Raw genomic sequence first — 12,831 nt, forward strand, 5'->3', positions numbered from 1 at the left:
GCTAATTCATCACATTGTTCTATCCTTAATAGGGTTTTCAGGAACGAACAAAGGAGAATCGTGCAATGTCGAACAATGATAAACCCCATCAATCCCCTATTCATGGCACCGAAGAATCTCAACCGGGAATGGACTCACTCGCCCCTGCGGATGGCTCTCATAAACCGTCGCCGGGCCTCTCCGCGCCGGGCGAGCAACCTACTGCACCGGGAAGCATGAAGTCACCCGATGCGGACAACGAAAAGTTAAAATCTCTCGACCCGCACCGCAAAGGGGGTGAAGGCTATGCGCTGACCACCAATCAGGGCGTGCGCATCGCCGATGATCAGAACTCCTTGCGCGCCGGAACGCGCGGCCCGACGCTGCTGGAAGATTTCATCCTGCGGGAAAAAATCACCCATTTCGACCATGAGCGTATTCCTGAACGTATCGTTCACGCTCGCGGCTCTGCGGCGCACGGCTATTTCCAGCCGTACAAGAGCCTGAAGGAGATCACGAAGGCGGATTTCCTTTCCGATCCGAACAAAATTACACCGGTATTTGTGCGCTTCTCTACCGTACAGGGCGGCGCGGGTTCGGCCGACACGGTGCGTGATATTCGCGGCTTCGCCACCAAATTCTATACCGAAGAGGGCATTTTCGACCTCGTCGGGAATAACACCCCGGTTTTCTTCATTCAGGATGCGCATAAATTCCCTGACTTTGTCCATGCGGTAAAACCAGAGCCACACTGGGCCATACCGCAGGGACAAAGTGCGCATGACACCTTCTGGGACTACGTCTCCCTGCAACCGGAAACCCTTCACAACGTGATGTGGGCGATGTCTGACCGGGGGATCCCACGCAGCTATCGCACCATGGAAGGCTTTGGTATTCATACCTTCCGTCTGATTAACGCTGAAGGTAAAGCGACGTTTGTGCGTTTCCACTGGAAACCGGTCGCGGGGAAAGCGTCCCTGGTGTGGGATGAAGCACAGAAGCTGACCGGGCGCGATCCGGACTTCCACCGTCGCGAACTGTGGGAATCCATTGAAGCCGGTGATTTCCCGGAATACGAGCTGGGGTTACAGCTGATCCCGGAAGAGGACGAATTCAAATTCGACTTCGACCTGCTCGACCCGACCAAGCTTATTCCCGAAGAGCTGGTGCCGGTTCAGCTGGTGGGCAAAATGGTGCTTAATCGCAACCCGGATAACTTCTTCGCGGAGAATGAGCAGGCTGCGTTCCACCCGGGCCATATTGTGCCGGGGCTGGATTTCACCAACGATCCGCTGCTCCAGGGCCGTCTGTTCTCTTATACCGATACGCAGATCAGCCGTCTCGGCGGACCGAACTTCCACGAAATTCCTATCAACCGTCCGACCTGCCCGTACCATAACTTCCAGCGTGACGGGATGCATCGCCAGGATATCGATACCAACCCGGCGAACTACGAGCCAAACTCCATTAACGATAACTGGCCGCGTGAAACCCCGCCGGGGCCAAAACGTGGCGGATTCGAGTCGTATCAGGAGCGCGTGGACGGAACAAAAATTCGCGAGCGCAGCCCGTCATTCGGCGAATATTACGCTCAGCCTCGCCTGTTCTGGAACAGCCAGACCCCGATTGAACAGCAGCACATTATCGGCGGTTTCAGCTTTGAGCTGAGCAAAGTGGTGCGTACCTACATTCGCGAGCGCGTGGTCGACCATCTGGCGCATATTGATATCCAGCTTGCTCAGGGCGTGGCGAATAATCTCGGCATCACGCTCACCGATGAGCAATGCCATGCCGCACCGCCAAAAGACGTGAACGGGCTGAAGAAGGATCCGTCCCTGAGCCTGTACGCGGTACCTGGCGGGTCAATTAAAGGCCGCGTAGTGGCTATTCTGCTGAACGATAAACCGCGCGCCAGCGACGTACTGGGGATCATGCGGGCGCTCAAAACCCAGGGCGTACATGCCAAACTGCTTTACTCTCGCATGGGTGAAGTGACGGCCGATGATGGCTCCGTCCTGCCGATTGCCGCGACCTTCGCCGGAGCACCGTCGCTGACGGTTGATGCGGTGATTATGCCGTGCGGCGACGTTGAGAGCCTGCTCGGTAACGGTGATGCCGCCTATTATCTGCTGGAAGCCTATAAGCACCTGAAGCCAATCGCTCTGGCAGGCGATGCGCGGAAGTTTAAAACTCTGCTGAAGGTACCGGATCAAGGGGAAGAAGGCATTGTCGAAGGTGATAACGTCGATGATGCGTTTATGACCCGGTTGTTTGACCTGCTCGCCGCGCACCGCGTGTGGTCGCGCAGCAGTAAGATTGACCAGATACCGGCGTAAAAAACCTGAAGCCCTCACCCCGGCCCTCTCCCCTGGGAGAGGGAGAAAACAATAAAAACGGTAACCAAAAGGTTACCGTTTTGCTTTTACCTCGCCACCGGGCTTTGCCTCAAAGATCCCTGAACGTCCCCAGACGATACCCACGCTCGGCAATCGCATACTTTAATGACGCCGATGTCAGCACATCCAGTTCTGCCAGACGCGGCCAGCAGTAGGCGCTCTTACGTACTATCTCATCGACAAACGCCGGGTGCGCCATTACCTCAAGCGAGCGCTCCCCTTTTGCGGCGGAGTCATCCAGCACCTTCAGGAACAGCGCTTCGTCGATCTCGTCGCCATAAAATGCGCTGCTGAACCCCTCCGTTGACGTCACCGCGACGTCCGGCAACCCGCGCACCTCACGATCCACGCGCATCGCCACGCCTTTACGTTGCGCAAACTCTGCCACAAGCGGGAAAATCGCCGGGATCATATGCACATGATGATGGCTGTCAATATGGGTAGGTTCGCGGCCAAACACATCCACAAAGCGGTTAAACTGGCACTCCAGCTCGCGGGCAATCTCATCGAGCGGCAGAGCGTCCTGCTCCGCCATTTCCCAAATCCATTTCCCCAGTTGTCCCTCGCGCGTCAGACCCGGCATCGGTGAAAGGGGCAACCCAAGCGTCAGCACAAAGTGCATGCCCACGCCCAGCTCGGGCAGCTCACGGCTTAACTGCGCCGCATGTTCCACCGCCTCACCGTTGATGAGCGCTGTTGTAGAGGTCACGACGCCCCGGCGACAGGCTTCAATAATGCCGTAGTTCTGCCCTTTTGACAGGCCAAAATCATCGGCATTGACGATCAGCAGGTTTTCCATCGCGCCTCCTCTTAACGGTGTGTGAGTTTCAGTTTCTCAACCGTTGCAGCAAAGTTTGGCAGCCATTTTTCATGCGCCAGGATCATCTCACTCGCGAGTTTTTCAGCGTCACGGTCAGAATGCACCAGCGGGCTGAGATTCAGCGCCAGCAGCACGTCATTCAGTTCGCCGCTCAGGGCAGCATTGCTCGCCGCCACTTCAAAGCCTTTGATGGTGTGAATCAGCCCCATCACCTTATCGTCGAAGTGGGTAATGCGGGGATGCGGTTTTGCACCCTCGCGTCCAAGGATGCAGGTCATCTCAACGGCCCAGTCTGCCGGGATATTGTCGATGTGCCCGTGATGGGGAACGTTCACATAGTGCTCGGCCTGCTTGTCATTGTAAATGGCGTTAATCACTTCACACGCCGCATCTGAATAGTATGCCCCGCCGCGCTGCTCCAGCTCTTTCGGTTTGACGTTCAGGTTCGGATCTTTATACAAATCAAACAGCTGCTTCTCTACTTTCTGCACAACCTGAGCGCGTGCGCCACCTTTGTAGTATTCGCCCATTTCAATGGCCAGCATCTCTTTCTGCTTGAAGTAGTAAAGCAGATACGAGCACGGCAGCAGATTCAGGGAGCGGATCAGCCCTTCGCTGAACGGCAGATCGAAGATGTTTTTCACCGAGGCCGCAGTCAGGCGACCAGAGGCGACGCCGTCGAGCAGTTCCGCAAAGCGCGATTGCCCGTTCACAATCACATCTTTGATAAAGACCATGTGATTCAGGCCGAACAGGTCAATGGACAGATCATCGTGCTCGGTCAGTTCCAGTACATCGCGGATGAACATCTTCATGCCAATCGGAATATTGCAGACGCCGATAAAGCGTTTGAAACCGGTATGGCGATAGACTGCCTCGGTGACCATCCCGGCCGGGTTGGTAAAGTTGATCACCCAGGCGTTCGGGCAGATCTCCTCCACGTCTTTAATGATGTCAAAAATGACCGGAATAGTACGCAGGCCTTTAAACAGGCCACCTGCCCCGTTGGTTTCCTGGCCCAGATAACCATGGCTCAGCGGAATGCGCTCGTCCAGCTCACGCGCCTTCAGCTGGCCGACGCGCAGCTGCGTGGTCACGAAGTCAGCATCTTTCAGTGCCAGGCGACGATCCAGCGTTTTATGCACGGTTAAGGGCACGCCCGCTTTTTCAACCATGCGTTTGCACAGTTCAAAAATAATATTCAGCTTCTCCTGACCTTCTTCAACATCCACCAGCCATAATTCGCTGACCGGTAATTCATGATACCGTTTCAGGAAACCTTCAAGTAATTCCGGGGTATAGCTGCTGCCGCCACCAATGGTTACGACTTTTAATTTCTGTTGCATAATATCTCCCTTAGCGTATCAGGTTAATCGCCTGCAAGGTATAGCGTGCTCTTCCCGCTATTTGGGCAAGCCATTACGTCACTGTTCCTGGCGGATAAACCGCCGAAAGTTAATTAATTACCGTTAAATTTTTGCGGTAACTGTTCGGTGTGAATGAAGTCAATTTTTTAAAGGTTTTAATAAACAGACTGGGACTGCTGTAACCCGATTCGTAAGCGATATCGGTGACAGAGTAATTAGTAATTTCCAGCTGTTTTTTGGCAAAGTTAATGCGGATTTCATTAATAATTTGCACAGGCGTTTTACGGTAATAACGCTGCGTGGCGCGCGTCAAATATTCCTGCGATTTACCCGACAGCGCCACCATATTCTCCAGGGCGTTATCGCTGAACTGTCCTTTGTCGTGCATCAGCTCCACGGTACTACGCAGCCACTGAGGAATATCATCCACCACCTGCTGTTCTTCACGGTGATGGCGGAGGCGATTCATGACGTAGAACGTCACGGTTTCAATAAATTCATCAAATTCATTGTCGCGGAAATTCAGCGAGGCGATAACCGTTTCAATCCAGGTCATAAACTCATTTTTAACGCGATACACCTGTGACGCCACAAAGCAGAACGGCACCAGCGGCAGATAATGCTTCTCGAAGAAACGCCTGCTCACGCCTACGTTCAGAATGCGCGTCGCACCAAACTCATAAAAGCTCTGGTGATAAGATCCCATCGGCAGGAAGACGAAATCGCCACGCTCAAGCAGGACGCGCTTACCGTTGATCTCCTGATAGTAGCGGCCGGTCAGAACAATCGTGAACTCGTAGTAGTCATGCTGGTGCAGACCGCTGGCGCTCTCCGTTTTGTTGTAAATCACCACGTGAAAATTCTTGCCATTAAACAGCTGCTGCTCATGTGCGGTTTTGATTTCCATCGTGCTGACCTCCTGCTACTTCATCCTGACTTATTGCATCTTCTCGTGAAGCTCGATGAGCTCCGCTACCAGCTCGCGCGCCAGCATGGAGGTCATCAGATGATCCTGCGCATGTACCAGCACCAGACTCACTTTCATCTTCCCTTCGCCCTGGTCGCTTTCGATAAGCTTCGTCTGCACCAGATGCGCTTCGTTTAACGCCGTACGGGACTGCTCCATCATGGTTTTCGCGGCAACGAAGTCGCCCTGCTTAGCCTGCTTAAGAGCCGCATACGCCAGGCTGCGTGCCTGCCCGGAGTTGATGATGAGGCCCATCACCACCTCTTCCAGATCGTTCTCTGCGGTTTCTTCGGCAACGATACTCTCTAAATCTAACATTTTTTAAGCTCCTTTCCGCTGGCGCGGGTTGCCCCGCGCCGTGCAATTTTAGAATTTCAGTGCGAGGGCGATATCCTCTTCGCTCTCTTCTTCATCGATAACCGTTGCGGCCTTGTTCGCAATCGCCACGAACGGCATGTAGAGCAGGGTTGCAATCCCGAGGTTGAATATCGCCAGCAGGAAGGCCGCCACGCTACCGTTGGTGTTGAAGAACGCGCCCAGACCAGCCGGCATCGTCCACGGCGCAATGTTGGTCACCGGCGGGATAATGCCCAGGTAGTACGCCGTCAGCGTAATCGCGGCCAGCAGCGGCTGAACCAGGATGAAGGGAATGAACATCACCGGGTTCATGATAATTGGCAGACCAAACAGGATCGGCTCGTTAATCTGGAAGATGCCTGACGGCAGGGCCAGCTTCGCAACCTGACGATGGTCGGCGCGGCGAGAAACAATAAAGACCGCGATGATCAGACCCAACGTCGCCCCGGTACCGCCCAGGAAGATATAGGAGTCAAGCATCGGCTTCGCCCACACATGGAAGGTTTTACCGGCCGCCAGCGCCGCATCGACGGAGCCGTACTGCTGGTAAAGCGCGACGTTTTCCAGTGCCCATGGGGTCATAATACCGCTGTCCAGCGCCGCCAGTGCCAGTGAACCATGCACGCCGAAGAACCACAGCAGGGAGGTAAAGATGACATACGCCCAACCGACCACGCTACCCATCGACGCCAGCGGCGTTGAGATAGAGTCCATAATGATCTGGTGGAAGTTTGTGCCCCAGTGAGAGAGCGCCCAGGCAATAATCCCCATGATGGAGAGAATAATGAAGCCCGGAATCAACGCGGAAAATGAACGAGAAACAGAGGCCGGAACGCTATCCGGCAAGCGGATAACCCAGTTACGGCGAATAATGAAGGTGAACATTTCGGCCACCACCAGCCCGATAATAATACCGGAAATGATGTTTGCCCCACCCAGCCAGTTGGCGCCAACGGCATAAGCTTCGCCCACGCTGTACGGTGTGACGGTCATGAACGCGGCAATGGACAGTAAGCCTGCCGCCAGCGGATCCACTTTACGCTCTTCCGCCAGCGCCATTCCAATAAAGAAAGGCGCCATTAGCGACATAATACCCAACGTACCGTTGTATACGTTGCCGCCAATGGCTTTTAAACCATTAAGGGTTTCAATAGTTGAAGCATCTAACCTAATTCCTAATGAATAAAAAAAGGAACCTTCTCCAAAGCTCAGAAAAACGTTGTTAATTAAAACGAACATTGCCCCGGCTAATGTCAACGGCATTAATTTAATAAAGCCGTTCTTAATGGCATTAACGTGAGGCTGCTTTCCTATTTTAACAGCAAAAGGAAGGAGTACCTTTTCAAGTGAAGCGATGACTTTACTCATAGGAAAATACCCTTAAAGGCCGCAACGACCGTTACGGCGTATTGTGTGTGAAATAACTCTTTGACGGGAAAAATAAAAAATTAATTAGCAGCTTTTTTAATCGCCGCAACGGCAGCTTTTAATACACCTAAACCATCAATCTTGCCGTATAAAACGGAATCGATCACTTCGACCGGCTTATTGGGTAGCAGACGCTGAATTTCTGGCAGCATATAAGCGATTTGCGGCCCGAGTAAAATAACGTCGGCTGTCTGACCCTTCTCGCCCGCCAGCGTTTCCGGAAACGCCTCAATCACCACAGGGACTTCATATTTTTCGGCCTGAGCGCGCATTTTGGAAACCAGCAGCGAAGTGGACATGCCCGCAGAGCAAAACAGATAGATATGTTTCTTTTCCATGATAACTTCCCTCTTGTTTGGCTACCCGCCGTCTCGCTATCACTCGACTCGCTATCCTGGCTGACGGGCAGTGTGCTGAACATTGTTTATCGTTGAAGTGAGTATACGCAATGGTACAGGGAGGGGATAATTCTGGATAGACTGAAATTGTCTCTCATTGACCTGGCTTGTTGACTACCTTCACATTTCAGGCAAATAATTCGCGCCAAGAAATAAGATTCACGTATGCATAAAAAAACCGGCCTTCCGGCCGGTTTGTTAACGCTCTCAGGCAAGCAGGCTTACTGTGCCTTAGGTGCCTGTGGGTCGGTGTCGTATTCGGCACAGGTCTGGTAACCAGAATTGATCACGTGACCCGTATCATCCAGGGCGACAAAGTAGGTCTCTGCCTTACCATCACGTTGACCCAGAATATAGGTCTGGCAGGTACCACGCGCGTGGATCATAGTAACTTCTGAAGAAGGTTTACCGGCAATGGCTGCAACCTGGGAACGCGTCATGCCTTTTTTGACGTCTTTTACCACTGGCTGTGTGAACTGATCTTTGGTGCGATCGTAAGCTGTACACCCTGCCAGCATAGTCAGTACCGCCGCTGCGCTTAAAATTCCTGCTACGTTCTTGTTCATATTCCGTCCTCTTGTTTATCAGCGTGTTAACTAAGCATGGGATAAAAATTACTATTGTTCAACTTTGCGAGTTACGCCAGACGAATTTCGGAAAATTCTAATAAAACAACGGTAAGCTGCTAAATCGCTGTAAAACAGTACACTCAAAACTGTGATCCTTGTCGTTTCCCCGACAAAGGGTTAGTTTTAACAGATCACACTTTCTGTTTGGTTCTGCATAGGGAGGGCGTAATGGCTCTGCAACAAGAAATTATTCAGGCGCTGGGCGCGAAACCTGCGATTGATGCCAATGAAGAGATCCGTCGTAGCGTTGATTTTTTGAAAGCTTACCTGTCTGCACACCCTTTCCTGAAGACGCTGGTGCTGGGTATCAGCGGCGGTCAGGATTCCACTCTGGCCGGCAAGCTGAGCCAGATGGCCATCTCCGAGCTGCGTGACGAGACCGGTGACACCGCGCTGCAATTTATTGCCGTACGTCTGCCGTATGGCGTGCAGGCTGACGAGCAGGACTGTCAGGATGCGATCGCGTTTATTCAGCCGGACCGTGTTCTTACCGTAAACATCAAAGGTTCGGTACTGGCAAGCGAGCAGGCCTTGCGTGAAGCCGGTATTGAACTGAGCGATTTTGTTCGCGGCAACGAGAAAGCCCGTGAGCGCATGAAAGCGCAGTACAGTATCGCAGGGATGACCAAAGGGGTCGTCGTCGGCACCGACCACGCCGCGGAAGCCATCACCGGCTTCTTCACCAAATACGGCGATGGCGGCACGGATATCAACCCCCTCTTCCGCCTGAACAAGCGTCAGGGCAAGCAGCTGCTGGCGGCGCTGGGCTGCCCGGAGCACCTGTATAAGAAGGCGCCAACGGCGGACCTGGAGGACGATCGCCCTTCCCTGCCGGATGAAGCCGCGCTGGGCGTCACATATGACAACATTGATGATTATCTGGAAGGCAAAACGCTCGACGAAGGTACCGCCAAAATTATCGAAGGCTGGTATCTGAAAACCGAGCACAAGCGCCGTCCGCCGATTACGGTGTTTGATGATTTCTGGAAAAAGTAAAAGCAAAACGGTAACTCAGTTTTACAGGCCGGGTAAGGCGTAACCGCCACCCGGCTCTTTTTTAACCACCGAACACCTGCTACACTGTATGCCTGAACAGTATATGGAGCAGTATGTGAGCAGGCGTCAATCCGCCCCGCGTCTTGAGTTTGAAGCGGCGGCTATCTACGAATATCCCGAGCATCTTCGCCCCTGGCTTGAGGCTCTGCCTAAACAGCCTGGCGTCTATTTCTTCCACGGCGACAGCGATACCATGCCGCTCTATATCGGCAAAAGCGTGAATATCCGCAGCCGGGTGATGTCGCACCTGCGTACGCCGGATGAAGCATCGATGCTCAGGCAGTCCCGGCGGATCACCTGGATCGAGACGGCAGGCGAACTGGGCGCGCTTCTGCTCGAAGCCCGGCTCATCAAGGAACAGCAGCCGCTGTTTAACAAACGCCTGCGCCGCAACCGCCAGCTGTGTTCCTTGCAGGTTAACGCAGGAAAACCGCAGGTTGTTTATGCCCGGGAAGTGGATTTTTCGCATGAACCCAATCTTTACGGTCTGTTTGCCAACAAACGTGCCGCACTGCAAACCCTGCAATCCCTGGCTGATGAATTACAGCTTTGTTACGGCCTGTTAGGACTGGAAGCCACCACCCGCGGTCGCGCCTGTTTCCGCTCCGCGCTGAAACGCTGCGCCGGGGCGTGTTGTGGAAAAGAGAGCGTTGAAGAACATCATGCCCGGTTTATGGCGGGCCTGGCCTCTATCAGCGTTAACTGCTGGCCGTGGGAAGGCGCGGTGGCGCTGAAAGAAACCCGCGATGCGATGACGCACTATCACATCATCCGCAACTGGCTCTGGCTTGGCGCCGTTGAAAGTCTGGATGACGCTACCGCCCTGCTGCGCACCCCTGCCGGGTTCGATCAGGATGGTTACAAAATTCTCTGTAAGCCACTATTAACCGGAAAACATGAGATCATCGTCCTCAGTGACCCGGCAGCCAGGTAATTTCACTGAACAGCAGCGACCCCTTCGTTTCCAGTAAACGGAGGGTATGACTGCCCGCTTCCCAGCTGGCACCCTGATCGGCGGTCAGTAATTTGTCGCCCAGTTGCCAGGCGCCACTTAATACAAAGACCACCCCACCGCGTGACGCGAAGGTAGTGAACGTTCGGGTAGCAACGCGCACCTTTGCCTGGCAGCAATCCCGTCGGGTCATGATGTTGAAGTCCATCGACATCTGCCCCTCTGTGAGCACGGCTTTCACCGCCAGATCGCCCGCAAATCGGTAAGGCTGGTGATGCTTCAGGGTATGACAAAACGCCCTGCCTGCATCCAGGGTCACCTCGCCGCCTTCCAGCAGCGTAATCACCCGGTCAACGCCCGGGAACGCGGAGAATTCGCCGTTACTGGCGATGGAGGCAATACTGGCCCGCCAGAAAAAATCCCGCGTCGCGGGAGGAAAACAGCAAATCTCACGCGTCTCACCCGCACCATTACGCCAGAGACTGACCGGCATTTTACGGATATCAAAGAATTCCATGACCACTCCTGAAGGACGCACCGTGCGCCAGGGCATTTTCACAGACGTATTATCGGCAGCAGTCAGGCCAGACCTTAGGCATGGGATAAAAGAAAAACCGCCGGTCCTGTCCACAGCGTTTTCGCTTTTGTAGACAGGAGCCCGGCGGTCTTAAGAGAGTGAACCGATTATTCGGTTGGTGCAGGCATTTTACCTTCCGGCGCTGCACGTTCTGTCAGACGCTTCTCAAAATTGGCATTAAATTGCTTTTTCTGTTCCGGCGTCAGAATGTTGTAAATCTTGTTCTGGGTTTCCATGTGGGCCAGCATGCGTGCTTTATGCTGCTCGGCCATTTTGTCGATCTGCGCTTCCGCTTTTGCTTTATCGAAGCTGTCGCTGGCAATGATGTCATGCATTGCGCGGCGCTCTTCCAGCGGAGGACGTTTCATCTGGTCACGCTGGCTTTTCATGATGTCGCGGATCTGCTGCTTCTGCGCATCGGTGAGGTTCAGATCTTTAAACATCATCATCTCATGGTGCATACCCGGCTTGCCTTTATGATGCATCATCATTTTGCCTTCCGTCGGCGCGGCGGTAGTGGTCGCGGTATCGGCGGCGAACGCCATGCTGGTAGCGCCCAGAGCCAGGGTAGAGGCAACAAACAGTGCAGTTAATTTACGCATAATGTCTTTCCTTACTTTCAGTTATTCTTCGGCGCTATGCCGTGTTGACGAGATTAACTTTACGGCGTTTATCGTCAATTAGTCAGAGCAACGGTAAAACAATGAAAGTGTAAAAAACAACTTTTCGCCAATTGTGGAGAAATTAAGGAAAAAGCGTGGAGAGATGAAACAAAAATATTAAACAGGATGATTTTAAAGAGATTATGGAGAAGTATAGCGAAGTGCCGTTTAATAATAAAGCAATTCTCCAGGAATATTCCGCAAACAATACCAGAGCGCTTTTAACGTTAAGAAATTTATTCTTCATTTCCCCTCCGGTCTGCGCGAGGGGAGACGATCAGGGCATTTTTTCCAGCATCAGACCTGCTCGCAAACCAAACGCGACCGACGGATTAGGAAATAAAACATATTCCGTGGATTTCTGTACCGTATAGCGCGTCTCACCATCTTCCGCCAGCAGGACGCCCTGGCGAAACGGCGTAAAGTTCAGCGTATGGGGTGCCATATGAAGCTGGAAAGCCTCGCTTTGACGCGTGATCTGCTGCACGACCCGATAGCGCACGACGGGTTCCCGGGTGGGTTCCGGCGCAACCCCGGCTAGCAACGCCCGGAGCGCCTGATGCGTAGGGGTAAAACGCGTCAGGTCGTTTTGCCCGAACGGCAGCGCTTTTCCCAGCTCCAGGGTGCAGGATAACGCGCCAACATTCTCGCAGGTGAAGTGGGTAAACGTGCCGCCTGGTGTCTGGTGGAAGACCAGTGCCTCCAGCCCCGCATCGCCAAGCCAGGTCAGAAACGCCTCATCCCACGGCTGATGACGCTGCGGTAACACGCCAAAACGCACATGGTACGAGGCGCGAATGGCCGTATGCAGATCAAGGTGCCAGCGCGTTTCCCCCGCCCCGGCAAAAAACGCCGTGACCACCTTCTCCAGCCATTGCGCGCGAGTCGTCTCATCACTCTGTGGAAACTGCGCCCAGCGACCACCAAACATGCGGTTGATGTCGCTCACGAGATACCGTTTATTTTGCGCCAGCGCAGGCGGATTTCCCAGTACCACCAGCAGACGGCAGTGCAGCGTGATCTCTGCGCGATACAGCGCGCGCAGCAATAGTTCGACAATCTCCACGGGCGCAGTTTCGTTTCCGTGAATGCCGGTAGAAAGCAGCAGCGACAGGTTATATTTCCCCGTCGGCGTCAGTTCAAGCACGCCCGGCCCGAGCCATCGCCAGTGGAACGCGGGGCCTTCCCCCTCTTGCCGCTCCGGTGTCTCTTCGGCCAGCGTCAGCGCCAGTAAGTTTTCCAT

At 53.7% G+C, this 12,831-nt stretch carries 13 protein-coding genes; 3 read left to right on the forward strand and 10 right to left on the reverse strand.

The window, feature by feature from the left end; genetic code table 11:
- The first annotated feature begins 65 nt into the window (after nt 1-65).
- On the forward strand, nt 66-2,315 hold the full coding sequence (katE, locus tag AM329_RS08050; protein ID WP_022650896.1) for a catalase HPII: 2,250 nt from the start codon (nt 66-68) through the stop codon (nt 2,313-2,315).
- A 109-nt stretch (nt 2,316-2,424) separates the two neighbouring features.
- Here katE and chbG read toward each other — a convergent pair whose 3' ends face one another.
- The 7 genes from chbG to osmE all read right to left on the reverse strand — a co-directional run bounded on the left by chbG (nt 2,425) and on the right by osmE (nt 8,278).
- Nucleotides 2,425-3,174 (reverse strand): chitin disaccharide deacetylase, encoded by a 750-nt coding sequence (gene chbG, locus AM329_RS08055; RefSeq protein WP_032609029.1) that lies wholly within the window; start codon nt 3,172-3,174, stop codon nt 2,425-2,427.
- Nucleotides 3,175-3,185: 11 nt separating this feature from the next.
- On the reverse strand, nt 3,186-4,541 hold the full coding sequence (locus tag AM329_RS08060; protein ID WP_022650894.1) for a 6-phospho-beta-glucosidase: 1,356 nt from the start codon (nt 4,539-4,541) through the stop codon (nt 3,186-3,188).
- Between the two features lie 109 nt (nt 4,542-4,650).
- Nucleotides 4,651-5,469: a transcriptional regulator ChbR gene (chbR, locus tag AM329_RS08065; protein ID WP_017384663.1), complete on the reverse strand. Its 819-nt coding sequence runs from the start codon at nt 5,467-5,469 to the stop codon at nt 4,651-4,653.
- A 30-nt stretch (nt 5,470-5,499) separates the two neighbouring features.
- Complete coding sequence (gene chbA, locus AM329_RS08070) at nt 5,500-5,847, reverse strand: PTS N,N'-diacetylchitobiose transporter subunit IIA (protein WP_003857835.1); 348 nt, start codon at nt 5,845-5,847, stop codon at nt 5,500-5,502.
- A gap of 48 nt (nt 5,848-5,895) precedes the next feature.
- Nucleotides 5,896-7,254 carry a PTS N,N'-diacetylchitobiose transporter subunit IIC gene (chbC, locus tag AM329_RS08075; RefSeq protein ID WP_032609028.1) on the reverse strand — a complete coding sequence of 453 codons (1,359 nt, stop codon included), beginning with the start codon at nt 7,252-7,254 and terminating at the stop codon, nt 5,896-5,898.
- An 80-nt stretch (nt 7,255-7,334) separates the two neighbouring features.
- Nucleotides 7,335-7,652, reverse strand: coding sequence for a PTS N,N'-diacetylchitobiose transporter subunit IIB (gene chbB, locus AM329_RS08080; RefSeq protein ID WP_015570750.1), 318 nt, complete (start codon nt 7,650-7,652; stop codon nt 7,335-7,337).
- A 281-nt stretch (nt 7,653-7,933) separates the two neighbouring features.
- Nucleotides 7,934-8,278 carry an osmotically-inducible lipoprotein OsmE gene (gene osmE, locus AM329_RS08085; protein WP_003857836.1) on the reverse strand — a complete coding sequence of 115 codons (345 nt, stop codon included), beginning with the start codon at nt 8,276-8,278 and terminating at the stop codon, nt 7,934-7,936.
- A 231-nt stretch (nt 8,279-8,509) separates the two neighbouring features.
- Here osmE and nadE point away from each other — a divergent pair, with 231 nt between their 5' ends.
- Both nadE and cho read left to right on the forward strand, forming a co-directional pair.
- Nucleotides 8,510-9,337 (forward strand): ammonia-dependent NAD(+) synthetase, encoded by an 828-nt coding sequence (gene nadE, locus AM329_RS08090; protein ID WP_003857837.1) that lies wholly within the window; start codon nt 8,510-8,512, stop codon nt 9,335-9,337.
- Between the two features lie 115 nt (nt 9,338-9,452).
- Complete coding sequence (cho, locus tag AM329_RS08095) at nt 9,453-10,331, forward strand: excinuclease Cho (protein ID WP_057979962.1); 879 nt, start codon at nt 9,453-9,455, stop codon at nt 10,329-10,331.
- Here cho and ves read toward each other — a convergent pair.
- The 3 genes from ves to astE all read right to left on the reverse strand — a co-directional run bounded on the left by ves (nt 10,309) and on the right by astE (nt 12,831).
- Nucleotides 10,309-10,866, reverse strand: a complete 558-nt coding sequence (gene ves / locus AM329_RS08100) for an environmental stress-induced protein Ves (RefSeq protein ID WP_022650891.1) — start codon at nt 10,864-10,866, stop codon at nt 10,309-10,311. The genes cho and ves overlap by 23 nt on opposite strands.
- A gap of 167 nt (nt 10,867-11,033) precedes the next feature.
- The gene (gene spy / locus AM329_RS08105) at nt 11,034-11,528 is read right to left on the reverse strand and encodes an ATP-independent periplasmic protein-refolding chaperone Spy (protein ID WP_015570753.1); all 495 of its coding nucleotides are present in this window, start codon (nt 11,526-11,528) and stop codon (nt 11,034-11,036) included.
- A 337-nt stretch (nt 11,529-11,865) separates the two neighbouring features.
- A complete protein-coding gene (gene astE, locus AM329_RS08115) occupies nt 11,866-12,831 on the reverse strand; it encodes a succinylglutamate desuccinylase (protein WP_032609027.1) in 966 nt (321 codons plus the stop codon).

This window comes from Enterobacter cloacae complex sp. AR_0002, assembly GCF_001922365.1.
Lineage (GTDB): Bacteria > Pseudomonadota > Gammaproteobacteria > Enterobacterales > Enterobacteriaceae > Enterobacter > Enterobacter hormaechei_C.